Genomic DNA, 15,990 nt, shown 5'->3' with positions numbered 1-15,990 from the left:
TAATAAGGTAAATATTACGTGCGTACCACAGAATTGGTAGATGGATTTCGCCAGTCAACTCCATACGTTAATGCTCACCGCGGTAAAACATTCGTTGTTATGCTTGGCGGAGAGGCGATCGATCAGTCTGGTTGTCGCAGCATCATCAACGATGTCGCGTTATTAACTAGTCTTGGTATCAAGATTGTTTTAGTGTTTGGTGCTCGTCCACAGTTTAACGCAGCGCTTGAACAAGTTGGCATAACTAGTCAGTTTCATAATGAGATACGGGTAACTGATAACGCAACATTTGATGTAATTAAAAAAGTTGCGGGTGCAATGCAGTTCGATATAACCGCGCGTTTATCTACGTCTTTAAGTAGTACACCTATGTCTGGCTCATTTTTAAATGTGGTGAGTGGTAATTTTGTTATTGCTCAGCCTTTAGGTGTTGATGAAGGTGTTGACTATCATCATTCAGGTAGAGTGAGACGTATCGATGTTGCGGGTATTCGCCACCAGTTAGATAACAACGGAATTGTTCTGCTTGGGCCAATAGCGGCGTCTGTAACAGGTGAAAGCTTTAACTTAACTGCTGAAGAGATTGCTACGCAAGTAGCGCTCAAACTACGCGCCGATAAAATGCTTGGCTTTTGTCAAGAAGCCGGTATTTTGGATGAAAATGGTGAAGCGATTGCAGAGCTAATGCCAAATGAAGCTGAGCAGCTACTAGTAAACTATCGCAAGCAACCAGATTCATGTTTAAGTGCTACTGTATTCTTACAAGCTGCAATTGATGCTTGTCGAGGTGGCGTACATCGTTGCCATCTTGTTAGTTACAAAGAGGATGGCGCATTATTACAAGAGTTGTTCTCTTTAGATGGTATTGGTACACAAATCGCACCACAAAGCTCTGAGCAATTACGAAGTGCAAGTATTGCTGATATTACCGGTATCATTAACCTTATTAGACCCCTTGAACAACAAGGCTATTTAGTGCGCCGTTCTCGTGAACAGCTAGAAATCGAAATTGAACAATTTACAGTTATTGAGCGTGATGGGCTAATCATTGCCTGTGCGGCTTTGTATCCGTTTGCTGATGAACAAGTAGGGGAGTTTGCAAGTTTGGCTGTTCACCCTCAGTACCGAGATGCCGACCGCGGCAGTTATCTACTGAGGTTTATTATTAATAAGGCTAAACGTGCAGGTTATTCGCATTTATTTGCTCTCACCACACGCAGCATTCACTGGTTTTTAGAGCAAAGTTTTGAAATAGTGACAGTTGATGAGTTACCTGCGAAGAAAAAAGCGCTATATAATCATGAACGCCGCTCTAAAGTATTGCGTCTAGATTTAACTAAGCTAGGTAATAAGAGGTGACGCATGCGTCACCTCTTATACTCTTAATATTGATAGTTAATGTGCTGATAAAAACGCACACGTAAATCTTGGCGAGTCGGATTAAATGCCAGCTCGTCAGTAACTTCATTTATCGCACTTTGCACTTGATTCATAAACTTACCATAACCAATGTCATGCTTGTCTTTATCGGCTGCGGCAATCACAAAATGTAGTGAATCTACAAGTTGAGCTGCATCCCAATACTGTTGTAATTGCACCTGCTCAGAGCTGCAATCAAAGGTCAGCTTTTGCAGTTCGCTGTTACTTTGTGCGTTATCAATATTACTATTACGAACAATAGGGCGGGTACCGTTAGCGATGAAAGCGCCGAGTGTTAATCCGCGTTTATCACATGCTCGTTTGAATGCATCAAAGATGTATTGATAAAACTGCGTATAATTCTCTTCATTCAACATATGCTGAAATTGCGTTTTAATGGTGCGAGTTACTGGAATCGAAAACCCAGCGTATGTCATCTCACTGTGTTCATTTGGCACATGACATTGGCGAGACTGGTAACGTGGGTATAAGCTACGTAATTTATAGCCATAGCTTTCTTTGTGACCTTTTGCTTTAGCAAATAAATCATAAGTTAGATGTTGGTGGTCACGAATTTTAAGAGGTGGTTGGCCGCTTAGTAGCTTTTCTTGTAATGAGTTGATCACTCTTTGCACATTATGATGAAAACTAGCCGCATGAGCGCGAATATCTTTACCAGTCGCTAAGAATAATAAACGAATTTTTTTGCATTTTTGCTCACCATCAGCAAATACATTATGTGCTTCATGGTATTGTGGGTTATAGAAAAACAAAATCTGCTTAGCGGTTTCTAAGCTATATGCCTCATCATGGTAACGAACCACGGGTAATTTATCGTTGGCGATTAGGTGTACATTATGTAATTCATACTCATCACATAGTGCAAATAACTCCCTTGCAAGACGCTTATAAGCACAGCTCACATTGGTGAACTGGGCAAAAAACTCATCAGTAGGTTTAAATTCAACTAACACATACTGGTTTGCACGTGCTGAGCTTGGAATATAGACTCGATGTTGATTGAGCGAAGCCATCTTTTTTCCTTATTGGTAGTGAAACTGACGGCACTATATCGCTAGTCAATGATCATTTTATTGCGTTAGAACAATTTTTTTACCGATTTTGTCGAGTCTGTGAACTATGTATTCAACAATCGACGTAATATCTTCAATAAACATGATGCAACCACTGTATGTTAGGGTTTGTTTTTGTAATAATGCATTAGTTTTGTCACCATGCAATATTCAGAGGATTATGCTCCTATGGCGGAAATTGAGAATCGCCCAAGTAACTTTATTAGAACGCGTATCGACGAAGATCTAGCAAGCGGTAAGCATGCGACTACACACACGCGTTTTCCACCAGAACCAAACGGTTTTTTACACATTGGTCATGCAAAGTCTATTTGTTTAAATTTTGGTATCGCCCAAGATTATCAAGGTCTTTGTAACTTACGTTTTGATGATACGAATCCAGAAAAAGAAGACATCAACTACGTAAACTCGATTAAAGAAGATGTGCAGTGGTTAGGTTTTCAGTGGGATGGTGAAATTAAGTATTCATCTAACTATTTCGATGCGTTATACGGCTATGCTGTTGAGCTTATCGAAAAAGGCCTAGCATATGTGTGTTTCTTATCGCCAGATCAAGCCCGTGAATACCGTGGTACTTTAAAAGAGCCAGGTAAAAACAGCCCATACCGTGATACACCAGTTGAAGAAAACCTAGCGTTATTCGAAAAAATGCGTAATGGCGAATTCAAAGAAGGTGAATGTGTACTGCGTGCTAAAATCGATATGGCAAGCTCATTCATGGTATTGCGTGATCCAATTTTATACCGTGTACGTTTTGCTCATCACCACCAAACAGGTGACAAGTGGTGCATTTACCCAATGTACGACTTCACGCACTGTATTTCAGATGCGCTAGAAGGTATTACACATTCATTATGTACGCTTGAGTTCCAAGATAACCGTCGTTTATACGATTGGGTATTAGATAACATCAGCCTTGAGTGTCATCCGCAACAAATCGAGTTCTCACGATTAAATCTTGAGTACACCATTATGTCTAAGCGTAAATTAAACGACTTAGTAGTAAATGGTCATGTTGAAGGCTGGGACGACCCACGTATGCCAACGATTGCTGGTCTACGTCGTCGTGGTTATACACCTGCATCAGTGCGTGAGTTCTGTTCTCGTATCGGTATCACTAAACAAGAAAACATGGTTGAAATGGGCATGCTAGAAGCTTGTATCCGTGAAGACCTAAATGAACATGCACCTCGTGCAATGGCTGTTCTTGATCCGGTGAAGGTTGTTATCGAAAACTATGACGCAGATAAAGTAGAAACATTGTCTGTAGCAAATCACCCGAATAAAGAAGAGATGGGCCGCCGTGACGTACCTTTCACTCGCGAACTTTATATCGAGCGTGAAGACTTCCGTGAAGAAGCAAACAACAAGTTTAAGCGTTTAGTTCTTGATAAAGAAGTACGTTTACGTGGTGCTTATGTAATTAAAGCTGAGCGCGTTGAAAAAGACGAAAACGGCGAAATTACAACTATCTTCTGCTCTTACGATCCTGAAACTCTGGGTAAAAACCCAAGTGATGGCCGTAAAGTTAAAGGTGTAATTCACTGGGTATCAGCGAGTGAATCTATCACAGCTGAAGTTCGTTTATACGACCGTTTATTTAACGTGCCAAACCCAGCGGCAGCAGAAGACTTTAACGCAACACTAAACCCTGAATCACTTGTGGTTCTTGAAAATGCGAAAGTTGAGCCGTCACTTGCAAATGCACAAGCAGAGCAGGGCTTCCAGTTTGAGCGTACAGGTTACTTCTGTCGTGATAGCAAAGCAGAAACATTAGTATTCAATCAAACTGTGGGTCTTCGTGATTCATGGGCAAAGATTGAACAAAAAGGCTAATAGCTAACCTATTTAGTTTCTATGCTTAATAAAAAACCCTTTCACTTTAAAAATGAAAGGGTTTTTTTATAACTATTAAAAGCGATTAGAAATAACCGCGAATACCTAAGCTGAAGTTACGACCAGGTAGTGGTGCTTTTTCTTTAATGAATGAACTGTGTACGAAACCAAGTTCATCGGTTAAGTTGTCAACATTAATATAAAGCTGTGTATCAACAGGACCTAAGTCAAGTTGGTAGTTAGCTGATGCATCAAATAGGGTATAACCGTCAGTTTTTGTCTCGTAAGCAGTAATGTCAGACTGCTCAAAATAATGAGTACCGGTTAGGCTAAACTTCCAATCAGACACTGTGTACTGTAATTCAGAACCCAGTTTATTAGCAGGGATACGCGGTAAATAACCTTCATCATCTTTTAGCTTAGCCGTTGTTGAATCACCAAACACTTTAACTAGCGCATTTGGCGTCACTTGATAGTGTACGTCAAATTCAATACCGTATAATTTCGCATCTTTACTTGTGAATTGGTAAACCGCCATTGCATCTTCATCTGCATCAGCTGCTGATTCTAAGCCATGCTCTTCGTCGAAAACTAAACCGGTATTTTGCTGGAAGTAGTAGTTTTCAATGTCGTTATAGAAGAAGTTAACTGTGTAACCAAAGTCACCAATAAAACGACGGAAACTTAGATCAAAGTTCGTTGCAGTTTCTTGCTCGATATCTTCTGGCTCAAAATGAATTTCGCCATCTTCAATATGATAACCAAGGCCTAGCTCGTAAGTACCTGTTGCGATATGAATACCGTTTGAAAGTAATTCAGCACTTAGCGGCGTACGTTCTGAACGAGATACACTTAAAGCAACACTTTGGCCTTCTTGATATTGCCAAATTGCACCTGCAGATAAGCTTAGGTTTGTGAAATCTTCACTGTAGTTAATGATTTCAGCTTCTTCTTCGTCATGGTGCTCTTCTTCCTCTTCATGATCGTGATCATGATGATGCTCAGCCATGCTTACAGCAGAATCGATTTGATAATCTTCAAGGCGTGCACCTAGCTCAACGGTGACATCATCAAACTGGCGCTCTTCAAGAACGAATAACGCGTTTGTTTTAGTGACACTTGCTGGCGTAAAGGCTTCTTCACCATCTGCATCGTAGTCAGACTCAGTGTAGTGATAACCAGCCATACCGTGCCAAAGGCCTAACTTGTGCTCAACGGTTGCACGTGCTTCGGTTGTTTTGTTTGTAAACACGGTGCCCACTGCACCATCTTCAATTTCAGCGTGTTTGTAGTCTGTGTAGCCAACGCGTAGTGAGATATTTTCAATCCAGTTATCATGAAGTGCATAGCTCATGTAGCCTTGCCAGCGATCTTGCTCTAGCTGTGCAAATACTGATTCTTCGTGCTCTTCTTCACCTTCATGTTCGTCATGATCTTCCTCTTCTTCATGGTGATGATGCTCATGAGCAGGAATACCATAATCTGTTTCGATGCGGCCGTATGACACACCTAGCGTTAGATGATCGCCCACGTAACTAGTACCAAAATTAACTGTTTGGCTATCAATAAAGGTGTTTTCTACGCTGTTAGCTGTTTCGTGTTCTTCATGCTCTTCACCTTCATGCTCCTCGTGCTCTTCATGTTCCTCAGGAAGCTCAAAGTTCGGTGTGTCGTAATCGTGACCTTTGCGCTTAGTACCGTCAAAATGGAAGTTGAAACCATCGTTACCGGTTTCAAGTTTTGCAGCATAGGTGTTGGTATTAGATACTGTATCGTGTGTATATTGAGCAGCACCGGTTAAAGACTCGATGTTATCGGTAGGAATACGGTTATCAACAACGTTCACCACACCACCGATAGCGCCAGAGCCATAAAGTAGAGTAGCAGGGCCGCGAAGTACTTCGATTTGCTCTGCTGCTAGGCTGTCATTTGATGTTGCGTGGTCAGGGCCTATACGAGATGCATCACTGCTATCAAGGCCATTTTGGGTGATCTTCACACGCGGACCATCTAAACCACGAATAATTGGGCTTGATGAAACTGGGCCAAAGTAGCTAGCATTAACGCCCGGTAAACCTTTTAGTGTTTCGCCTAATGTCGGTTTTGCTTTGTCTTTTAACTCATCACCGGCTAAAACATTCACAGGCGAAATCATTTCAAGACTATTTTTATGAAGCGCTGATGCATAAACAACAACCGTTTCAACTGAGGTTGGTGTAAGCGTAACCACAACATTTTGGTCTTCGCCATTAATAGCAATACGCTTATCGATGAAATTGTTTTTACTGATGTGAAGCTGACCTTTATTGTCTACATCAATTTTAAACTGACCTTGTTTGTCAGTCACAACGCTTTGTGATTTGCCGTGTACATGTATTTCAGCATTGCTGATAGGTTGTTGGTTTTTATCTAATACTTGACCTGTGATCACAGCAGCCATTGTTGATTGAGAAAACAGCGCAGCGGCAACAGCACTAGAAAGAATTGAAACTTGTTTCATCATTACTACTTCTAAGTTTGTTGTTGAGTGTTGCGTTATATTATAACGCTGAAAATATTAATCGCAATAACGTTATACTATAACTTTACCTATACCTTAACCCTAAGTCGCGATTTTATCACCATACACTATACTTAGACTGTTACACTGAGATGGCTGAATCTTATGTCTGATAAAAATAGGGTATTCAAAGCAAATTTTACTATTGCTGATTTAAGAGAGCATCGTAATCACAAAGAGGTGTTTACCACTGCTTGTGACCGTCGTGAAAGCTATCAACACTTTGTACTCAAGCTTTTAAGTTATTGCTTATTTTCACACAACGAAACAGCCATATTGAATGCAAGGTTCAGTCATGCTGAACCGGATGTGTCAATAAAAGCGCTTGATGACCACTATCAAACATGGCTTGCTGTTGACCAACCGGATATTGTGCAGCTTAATAAAATCGCGAAGCGGGTTGATGAACTGTGGGTCGTGACAACCTTAAACAACGACTGGCTTAAAGAAAATGAGCACCAGTTGGATCTGATCAATAATGGCCATTTAATTGCGTTTGATGACAGCTTCATTGAGGAATTAGCGAGTCATCTAACTAAAAACTTACAGTGGGATGTTACGATAGATCAGCAAATGGTAAGTGTGTCAGATAAAGAAAATTTCTACCAAACCAGTGAGCTTATTTGGCATTAAAGCTCAATTTTTACTTTCCCATTGGGTTTACTACAACACAGTAACACTTCGCCATCTCTAACAAAAGCAAGTGGCTCTTGATTGTAGCTCACATCACCTTCGACTAATTTTGCACGGCATGCGCCACAATAACCTTCACGGCATTGGTAGGGGACATCTATTTTGTTTTGTTCTAGGCATTCAAGGAGAGATGAACAGCCAGAATCAAATTCAAGATTCTGGCTGTCTGTTCCTGCAAGGATAACCTCTGCAGTGGTGTTTGAGCTCATTACAGGTCGAAGTCACCAAAGTCAGATGCATCAACTTGAGAGTCAATTTGACCAACAAGGTAAGAGCTGATTTCAGCTTCTTGTGGAGCAACTTGAACGTTGTCAGATACTAACCAAGAGTTGATCCACGGAATAGGGTTACTCTTACTTTCGAACTGTGCAGGTAGGCCTACCGCAGTCATACGTGCATTAGTGATGTATTCAACGTATTGGCATAAGATATCTTTGTTAAGACCAATCATAGAACCATCTTTGAACAGGTATTCTGCCCAATCTTTTTCTTGTTCTGCTGCTTCAACAAACATCTGAATTGCTTCTTCACGACATTGTGCTGCAACGATTGCCATTTCTGGGTCGTCTTTACCTTCTTGCATAATGTTCAAGATGTGCTGTGTGCCAGATAAGTGTAGCGCTTCATCACGGGCGATTAGCTTGATGATTTTTGCGTTACCTTCCATTAATTCACGCTCAGCGAAAGCAAATGAACAAGCAAAACTTACATAGAAACGAATCGCTTCTAAGATGTTAACCGACATCATTGCAAGGTAAAGTTGCTTTTTAAGGTCAAACAAGCTGACTTTAACTTCTTCACCGTTGATCACATGTTTACCTTCACCATATAGGTTGTAAACAGAAATCATGTTAATTAAATCATCGTAGTACTTAGTTACCGCATCAGCACGCTCACTGATTTTTTCGTTGCTTACGATATCATCAAAGATAAGTTCAGGAGATTGCGTAACGTTACGAATAATGTGCGTGTATGAACGGCTGTGAATGGTTTCACTAAACGCCCATGTTTCAATCCAAGTTTCTAACTCAGGAATAGACACAATTGGTAATAACGCAACGTTAGGTGAACGGCCTTGTACACTATCAAGAAGCGTTTGATATTTTAAGTTACTTAAAAAGATGTGCTTTTCGTGTTCTGGTAACGCTTGGAAGTCAAGACGGTCTTTACTTACATCAACTTCTTCAGGACGCCAAAAGAACGAAAGTTGCTTTTCGATTAGCTTTTCGAAGATAGGGTACTTTTGTTGGTCGTAACGTGACACGTTTACCGTTTGGCCGAAAAACATCGGTTCTTGTAATTGGTTATTATGATTTCGGCTAAAAGTTGTATATGACATAGTGATTTCTCAAAAAACAGTCAGGACAAAGCGGGCTAATGAGCCCGCTTTTGTTATGTTATTAATTTAATTAGATTTTACAAGCGCCGCCTGCACAACCGTCATCTTCTACCTCTGGTGTTAACTCATCTTGAGAGTCTGATGCACCATCACGTGTGTTGTGATAGTACAGGGTTTTAACACCAAGTTTATACGCAGTCAGTAGGTCTTTTAATAGCACCTTCATAGGTACTTTACCGCCTTCGTACTTAGATGGATCATAGTTAGTGTTTGCAGAGATCGTTTGGTCAACGAATTTTTGCATAATACCAACCAGCTGTAGGTAACCATCGTTTGAAGGAATATCCCACAGTAGCTCGTAGTTATCTTTCAGATTTTCATAATCTGGCACTACTTGCTTTAAGATACCATCTTTACTTGCTTTAACGCTGATATGACCACGTGGTGGCTCGATACCATTTGTCGCGTTAGAGATTTGCGATGATGTCTCTGAAGGCATAAGGGCAGATAGCGTTGAGTTACGCATACCGTGCTCTTTAATGCTTTCGCGTAGTGAATCCCAATCTAAGTGAAGAGGCTCATCACAGAACTGATCTAGGTCACGTTTGTAAGTATCTGTCGGCATAATGCCTTGAGAATACGTTGTCTCGTTAAATTTAGGACACGCACCACGTTCTTTCGCTAACTCATTTGATGCTTTCATTAGGTAATATTGAATTGCTTCAAATGTCTTGTGAGTTAGGGCATTTGCGCTGCCATCTGAGTAACGCTTACCATTTTTCGCTAAGTAGTACGCGTAGTTAATAACACCAATACCTAGCGTACGACGACCCATAGTCGCGTTTTTCGCCGCAGGAACAGGGTAGTCTTGGAAATCAAGTAAGTTATCAAGAGCACGTACTGCAAGTTCAGCAAGCTCTTCTAATTCGTCAAGTGACTCAATTGCACCTAAGTTAAACGCCGACAGCGTACAAAGTGCAATTTCACCTTCTTCATCCATTACATTGCTAAGTGGCTTAGTTGGTAATGCAATTTCTAAACATAAGTTAGATTGACGAATTGGTGCCACAGTCGAGATGAATGGGCTGTGCGTATTACAGTGGTCAACGTTTTGTAAGTAGATACGACCTGTGCTGGCACGCTCTTGTGCAAACATTGAGAATAACTCAATCGCCTTAATACGTTTTTTACGAATTGACTCGTCTTGCTCGTATTTGATGTATAGCTCATCAAACTTTGCTTGATCTTCAAAGAACGCATCGTATAGACCCGGTACATCTGATGGGCTAAATAATGTGATGTAATCGTCTTTGATTAAACGGCTATACATTAATTTGTTGAACTGCACACCGTAGTCAAGGTGACGTACACGGTTATCATCAACACCACGGTTGTTCTTAAGAACAAGTAGGTTTTCAACTTCTAAGTGCCAAAGTGGGTAGAACAGCGTTGCTGCGCCGCCACGAACACCACCTTGTGAACAGCTCTTAACTGCTGTTTGGAAGTGCTTATAAAACGGAATACAACCTGTATGGTACGCTTCGCCGTTACGAATAGGGCTACCAAGGGCACGGATGCGACCGGCATTAATACCAATACCTGCACGTTGCGAAACATATTTAACAATCGCAGACGATGTTGCATTAATAGAATCTAGGCTATCACCACATTCAATAAGTACACATGAGCTGAACTGACGTGTAGGGGTACGTACACCTGCCATGATAGGTGTCGGTAATGAAATTTTGAATGTAGATACTGCATCATAAAAACGCTTGATGTAATCAAGGCGTGTCTCTTTTGGATAATCAGAGAATAAGCTTGCAGCCACTAAGATATATAAAAACTGTGCACTTTCGTAGATTTCACCAGTAACACGGTTTTGAACTAAATACTTACCTTCAAGTTGCTTTACAGCAGCGTAGCTGAAGTTTAAGTCACGGTTGTGATCGATGTAAGCATCTAACTCGTCAATTTCTTGCTCGGTATAATCAACAAGTAGGTGTTGATCATAACGCTTGTCTTCAACTAATTTGGTGATGTGATCGTATAAGCGCGGCGGCTCAAATTGACCATATGCTTTTTTACGTAAATGGAATACAGCTAAGCGAGCAGCGAGGTATTGGTAATCAGGCGTATCTTTAGAGATCTGATCAGCTGCAGCTTTGATGATTGTTTCATGAATGTCATCGGTACGAATGCCGTCATAAAATTGAATGTGTGATTTTAATTCAACTTGTGAGACAGACACATTCTCTAGACCTTCTGCGGCCCAAGCGATCACGCGATGGATCTTATCTAGATCAAGTGACTCTTTACGGCCGTCACGTTTGCTTACAGATAGCTGTTGGTTCATAGTTTTGCCTGTATTCCTTGGGAAATTTTAGTTGTAAGACAAAGGTATTCTTTAATGTAATTATTATTATTCAACACCAAGATAAACTAATTGAATAACATTTAGCCACAATATCTGGTGTTGTTTAAATTGCAGATCACAAGATAGTGTGGTCTGAGTTGTTTTGCAAGGGATAGAATTGCCCCAATTTGTGGATAACTATTGGATAAGCGCATTGTGTTAGTAACCATTAACCTTTGAACATTCATAGACGACGAAATTTGTAGAAATCAACAAAAGATCCAGAAAATTTACCGTTTTGAAAAATAAATTTTGACTGATTTTTTTATCATCAATGAATGCTCAAAAGTAAATCAAATCACAATATATGGTGTTTCAATTATCAAATAACACTATATATGGTTTAAACCATCAATCGGCGTTTGCCAATTGAAATCCGCTTGCCAGCCAAGTGCAGCGTCTATACTGGGTATATAACCCCATAACGCTGTTGCGCTGTACATATTGGCCGCTTTTGCAGCTTGAATATCACGTTCAGCATCACCGATGTATAAACAACGGCTCGGATCAACATCTAAGATCTCAGCAGTGTGTAATAGTGGATCCGGTGATGGTTTTGACACAGCTAATGTATCGCCACTCACAACTGCCTTCGCATCACGCAAGGAGGGAATAGCCTGCACTAAGGGCTCAGTTAAAAAGCCGGGCTTATTAGTCATAATGCCCCACTTAATATTGTTTTGCTCAAGTGCAATTAAAAGCTGTTCGATGCCGTTGAAGCATTTACTGTGCACAGCAATATCTTCGGCGTAATAGTCAAGAAGCTGCTGGCGCAAGGCGAGTTGTTCAAGTTCGGGCCATTTATCCCCAAACCCTACTTCTAATAATGCTTTTGCACCGTTAGACGCAGCAGGGCGATAAACATGCTCAGCAACAGGCGCCACATTGGCGTCTGCTAACACGCGGTTTAATGCACCACCTAAGTCATCCGCGGTATCGAGTAGTGTGCCATCTAAATCAAAGATAAACGCATCAAAATCGATAGAGGGTGTTTGCACACCACTCATTAGGCTAGTTTCTCAAAGTGCAGGATGTAATTAACACTTACATCATCATTTAAGCTGTACTGCTTAGAAAACGGGTTATAGTGAAGACCGGTACTGGCGCGTACTTTTAATCCTGCTTCTTCTGCCCATGCAATAAGCTGCGCAGGTTTGATAAACTTTTTATGGTCATGCGTACCTTCAGGCACCATTTTTAAAAGCTTTTCAGCACCGACAATAGCAAACAAGTAGGCTTTTGGTGTTTTATTTAATGTTGAAAAGAACACATCAGCGCCCGGTTTAGCAAGGTCTGCTACAGCACGAATAATAGAAGCAGGGTCTGGAACATGCTCAAGCATTTCCATACAAGTCACTACATCAAAGCGAGCAGGGTGCTCAGCAGCGAATTGCTCTGCAGGTACTTTTATATAATCAACAGGTACGCCTGTTTCTAAACTATGTAACTTAGCAACGGTAAGTGGCTCTTGGCCCATATCGATACCGGTTACTTTAGCGCCCATACGCGCCATACTTTCACTTAAGATGCCGCCACCACAGCCAACATCTAAGGTTTCCTTATCAAATAAGCCGCCTACTTTATCAGCGACAAAATCCAAACGTAGAGGATTTATTTCATGAAGGGGTTTGAATTCTCCGTCGCGGTCCCACCAACGTTCTGCGATGGCTTCAAACTTTGCAATTTCTGCATTATCTACATTTTGATGCTCGGTCATAAAAAACTTCCTCGTTAATCTGAGGCCATTATATAGGGGGAAATTAATAAATCGCAAAGATTTAGCGCCTGTAAATCTAAATAAATTGTGATAGCATGGTCTGGAAATAATAACTAAAGCTCTTAAGACGGCGGTTTGCCTCTTAATGAGTCAATACTGAAGGAATGTGAAATCAAATGACTGATCTCGCCAATGAAATTCTGCCAGTCAATATTGAAGATGAATTAAAAAATTCCTACCTTGATTACGCGATGAGTGTAATCGTAGGACGTGCATTGCCAGACGTACGCGACGGCTTAAAGCCAGTTCACCGCCGCGTTTTATTCGCAATGAACGAACTCAATAATGATTGGAATAAACCTTACAAGAAATCAGCACGTGTTGTTGGTGATGTAATCGGTAAGTACCACCCACATGGCGACAGCGCGGTATATGACACCATCGTTCGTATGGCGCAGCCTTTCTCATTACGCTATATGCTTGTTGACGGCCAAGGTAACTTTGGTTCTGTTGACGGTGACTCTGCGGCAGCAATGCGTTATACGGAAGTCCGTATGGCGAAAATGTCACATGAATTATTAGCTGATTTAGAAAAAGAAACGGTTGATTACGTACCGAACTACGACGGTACTGAGCAAATTCCTGACGTATTACCTACAAAAGTACCTAACTTATTAGTAAATGGTTCTTCGGGTATCGCGGTTGGTATGGCGACGAACATTCCACCTCATAACTTAACAGAAGTTATCAATGGTTGTTTAGCGCTTATTCAAAACCCTGATATGTCAATTGCTGACCTTATTGAATATATCCCAGGTCCAGATTTCCCGACTGCGGCGATTATCAATGGTAAAAAAGGCATTGAGCAAGCGTACTTAACCGGTCGTGGTAAAGTATATATCCGTGCTCGCGCTGAAATCGAAGTTGACGAAAAAACCGGTCGTGAAACAATCATCGTTCACGAAATCCCTTATCAAGTTAACAAAGCACGCCTTATCGAAAAGATCGCAGAGCTTGTTAAAGACAAGAAGATCGAAGGTATTAGCGCACTACGTGACGAATCAGATAAAGACGGTATGCGTATCGTTATCGAAATCAAACGTGGTGATGTTGGTGAAGTAATCTTAAACAACCTATATGCACAAACTCAGTTACAAACTGTGTTTGGTATGAACATGGTTGCACTTGATAACAACCAACCTAAGTGTTTCAACTTAAAAGAAATGCTTGAAGCGTTTATTGTACACCGTCGTGAAGTTGTTACACGTCGTACTGTATTTGATTTACGTAAAGCCCGTGACCGTGCTCACACGCTTGAAGGCTTAGCGATTGCACTTGCGAATATCGACCCAATTATCGAGCTTATTCGTAAGTCACCAACACCAGCAGAAGCAAAAGCGGCACTAACAGCGCGTTCTTGGGAATTAGGCACTGTTAAAGCAATGCTTGAAAAAGCAGGTGAAGATAACGTAGCACGTCCTGATTGGTTAGCGGCTGATTTAGGTATCCGTGACGGTCAGTACTATTTATCTGAGCAACAAGCACAAGCAATTCTAGACTTACGTTTACACAAATTAACGGGTCTTGAGCACGAGAAGATCTTAGACGAGTATCAAACACTTCTTGATCTAATTGCTGAGCTTTTACACATTCTTTCAAGCCCAGAGCGTTTAATGGAAGTTATCCGCGATGAGCTAGTAGAAATTAAAGAGCAATATGGTGACGAACGTCGTACTGAAATCAGTGCAGCTGCTCACGATATTAGCCTTGAAGACCTAATCAATGAAGAAGACGTTGTTGTAACGCTTTCTCACGAAGGTTACGTTAAGTATCAACCACTATCAGATTACGAAGCACAGCGTCGTGGTGGTAAAGGTAAGTCAGCAACGAAGATGAAAGATGAAGACTTCATCGAACGTCTATTAGTTGCTAACACGCACGATACAATCCTGTGCTTCTCAACAGCGGGTCGCTTATACTGGTTGAAAGTATATCAGTTACCATTAGCAAGCCGTGCAGCGCGTGGTAAGCCAATAGTTAACTTATTACCACTTGAAGCAGATGAGCGTATTACTGCTATCTTACCAGTACGTGAGTACGAAGAAGATAAATACATCTTCATGGCAACTGCATTTGGTACAGTTAAGAAAACACCACTTACAGCATACAGCCGTCAACGTGCGAGCGGTATCATCGCAGTTAACCTAAATGAAGGCGATAGCCTAATTGGTGTTGATATCACTGATGGCACGAATGAAATCATGCTATTCACTGATGCTGGTAAAGTTGTTCGCTTTAAAGAAGCAGAAGAGTCAGCAGTTGTTGATGAAAACGGTAACCCAGTTCTAGACGAAAATGGTAACCCAGAAATCCGCTTCAAAGGTGTACGTCCAATGGGTCGTACAGCAACAGGTGTTCGTGGTATTAAGATGGCTGACGACCAACGCGTTGTGTCGTTAATCGTACCTAAGTCAGATGGTGCAATCCTAACTGTGACAGAAAACGGTTACGGTAAGCGTACAGCACTTGAAGACTACCCATCGAAGAGCCGTGCAACACAAGGTGTTGTATCAATCAAAGTAAGCGAGCGTAATGGCGCTGTGGTTGGTGCAGTACAAGTTGACGATAACGACGAAATCATGATTATCTCGAATCGCGGTACCTTAGTACGTACCCGTGTAAACGAGGTTTCTACGGTTGGTCGTAATACTCAAGGCGTTATTTTGATACGAACTATTGACGAAGAGCAAGTAGTTGGTTTACAACGTATCGAAGAAATCGAAGTTGATGAGCTAGAAGCCATCGAAGGCGAGGCCGTTGAAGTAGTCGATACCAATACTGAAGAAACGGGTGATAACCCACCTTCAGAATAACATTGATTTAAAAAGCGGCTTCGGCCGCTTTTTTTATCCGCAC

11 protein-coding genes are annotated in these 15,990 nt (G+C 41.3%); 4 read left to right on the top strand and 7 right to left on the bottom strand.

Annotated features, from left to right (window positions below; translation table 11 throughout):
- Positions 1-18: 18 nt before the first annotated feature.
- Positions 19-1,359 (top strand): amino-acid N-acetyltransferase, encoded by a 1,341-nt coding sequence (gene argA / locus JIG37_RS14380; RefSeq protein WP_199529669.1) that lies wholly within the window; start codon positions 19-21, stop codon positions 1,357-1,359.
- 23 nt (positions 1,360-1,382) lie between these two features.
- Here argA and JIG37_RS14375 read toward each other — a convergent pair whose 3' ends face one another.
- On the bottom strand, positions 1,383-2,453 hold the full coding sequence (locus JIG37_RS14375) for a DUF3083 family protein (RefSeq protein ID WP_199529668.1): 1,071 nt from the start codon (positions 2,451-2,453) through the stop codon (positions 1,383-1,385).
- A 228-nt stretch (positions 2,454-2,681) separates the two neighbouring features.
- Between JIG37_RS14375 and glnS the strand changes: the two genes are divergently transcribed.
- On the top strand, positions 2,682-4,349 hold the full coding sequence (gene glnS, locus JIG37_RS14370) for a glutamine--tRNA ligase (RefSeq protein WP_199529667.1): 1,668 nt from the start codon (positions 2,682-2,684) through the stop codon (positions 4,347-4,349).
- A gap of 85 nt (positions 4,350-4,434) precedes the next feature.
- Here glnS and JIG37_RS14365 read toward each other — a convergent pair whose 3' ends face one another.
- The gene (locus tag JIG37_RS14365; protein WP_199529764.1) at positions 4,435-6,849 is read right to left on the bottom strand and encodes a TonB-dependent receptor; all 2,415 of its coding nucleotides are present in this window, start codon (positions 6,847-6,849) and stop codon (positions 4,435-4,437) included.
- Between the two features lie 165 nt (positions 6,850-7,014).
- On the opposite strand from JIG37_RS14365, the gene JIG37_RS14360 reads away from it, so the two are divergent.
- A complete protein-coding gene (locus tag JIG37_RS14360) occupies positions 7,015-7,542 on the top strand; it encodes a YaeQ family protein (RefSeq protein ID WP_199529666.1) in 528 nt (175 codons plus the stop codon).
- Here the strand turns inward: JIG37_RS14360 and yfaE are convergent.
- From yfaE to ubiG, 5 genes are all read right to left on the bottom strand, one after another.
- Positions 7,539-7,811 (bottom strand): class I ribonucleotide reductase maintenance protein YfaE, encoded by a 273-nt coding sequence (gene yfaE, locus JIG37_RS14355; protein ID WP_175078369.1) that lies wholly within the window; start codon positions 7,809-7,811, stop codon positions 7,539-7,541. The two genes, JIG37_RS14360 and yfaE, sit on opposite strands and share 4 nt — an antisense overlap.
- A complete protein-coding gene (gene nrdB, locus JIG37_RS14350) occupies positions 7,811-8,941 on the bottom strand; it encodes a class Ia ribonucleoside-diphosphate reductase subunit beta (protein WP_054551358.1) in 1,131 nt (376 codons plus the stop codon). The genes yfaE and nrdB overlap by 1 nt, the downstream gene beginning before the upstream one ends.
- A gap of 70 nt (positions 8,942-9,011) precedes the next feature.
- Positions 9,012-11,297: a class 1a ribonucleoside-diphosphate reductase subunit alpha gene (nrdA, locus tag JIG37_RS14345; RefSeq protein ID WP_054551357.1), complete on the bottom strand. Its 2,286-nt coding sequence runs from the start codon at positions 11,295-11,297 to the stop codon at positions 9,012-9,014.
- Positions 11,298-11,689: 392 nt separating this feature from the next.
- A complete protein-coding gene (locus JIG37_RS14340) occupies positions 11,690-12,364 on the bottom strand; it encodes an HAD-IA family hydrolase (protein ID WP_199529665.1) in 675 nt (224 codons plus the stop codon).
- The gene (gene ubiG / locus JIG37_RS14335; RefSeq protein WP_054551355.1) at positions 12,364-13,074 is read right to left on the bottom strand and encodes a bifunctional 2-polyprenyl-6-hydroxyphenol methylase/3-demethylubiquinol 3-O-methyltransferase UbiG; all 711 of its coding nucleotides are present in this window, start codon (positions 13,072-13,074) and stop codon (positions 12,364-12,366) included. Before ubiG ends, JIG37_RS14340 begins: the two co-directional genes overlap by 1 nt.
- Positions 13,075-13,250: 176 nt before the next feature.
- Between ubiG and gyrA the strand changes: the two genes are divergently transcribed.
- Positions 13,251-15,947 (top strand): DNA topoisomerase (ATP-hydrolyzing) subunit A, encoded by a 2,697-nt coding sequence (gene gyrA / locus JIG37_RS14330; protein ID WP_138600685.1) that lies wholly within the window; start codon positions 13,251-13,253, stop codon positions 15,945-15,947.
- The last annotated feature ends 43 nt before the right edge of the window (positions 15,948-15,990 follow it).

It is taken from the genome of Pseudoalteromonas sp. bablab_jr010 (assembly GCF_016464105.1).
In the GTDB taxonomy this organism is placed as follows: Bacteria; Pseudomonadota; Gammaproteobacteria; order Enterobacterales; family Alteromonadaceae; genus Pseudoalteromonas; species Pseudoalteromonas simplex.
This window is presented reverse-complemented; position numbering and strand designations above follow the sequence as displayed.

What these genes read in the sequence shown, in the direction of transcription:
- JIG37_RS14375 (WP_199529668.1), bottom strand. Translation starts at nt 2,453, where the DNA reads ATGGCTTCGCTCAATCAACATCGAGTCTATATTCCAAGCTCAGCACGT.
- glnS (WP_199529667.1), top strand. Translation starts at nt 2,682, where the DNA reads ATGGCGGAAATTGAGAATCGCCCAAGTAACTTTATTAGAACGCGTATC.
- JIG37_RS14365 (WP_199529764.1), bottom strand. Translation starts at nt 6,849, where the DNA reads ATGAAACAAGTTTCAATTCTTTCTAGTGCTGTTGCCGCTGCGCTGTTT.
- JIG37_RS14360 (WP_199529666.1), top strand. Translation starts at nt 7,015, where the DNA reads ATGTCTGATAAAAATAGGGTATTCAAAGCAAATTTTACTATTGCTGAT.
- yfaE (WP_175078369.1), bottom strand. Translation starts at nt 7,811, where the DNA reads ATGAGCTCAAACACCACTGCAGAGGTTATCCTTGCAGGAACAGACAGC.
- nrdB (WP_054551358.1), bottom strand. Translation starts at nt 8,941, where the DNA reads ATGTCATATACAACTTTTAGCCGAAATCATAATAACCAATTACAAGAA.
- nrdA (WP_054551357.1), bottom strand. Translation starts at nt 11,297, where the DNA reads ATGAACCAACAGCTATCTGTAAGCAAACGTGACGGCCGTAAAGAGTCA.
- JIG37_RS14340 (WP_199529665.1), bottom strand. Translation starts at nt 12,364, where the DNA reads ATGAGTGGTGTGCAAACACCCTCTATCGATTTTGATGCGTTTATCTTT.
- ubiG (WP_054551355.1), bottom strand. Translation starts at nt 13,074, where the DNA reads ATGACCGAGCATCAAAATGTAGATAATGCAGAAATTGCAAAGTTTGAA.
- gyrA (WP_138600685.1), top strand. Translation starts at nt 13,251, where the DNA reads ATGACTGATCTCGCCAATGAAATTCTGCCAGTCAATATTGAAGATGAA.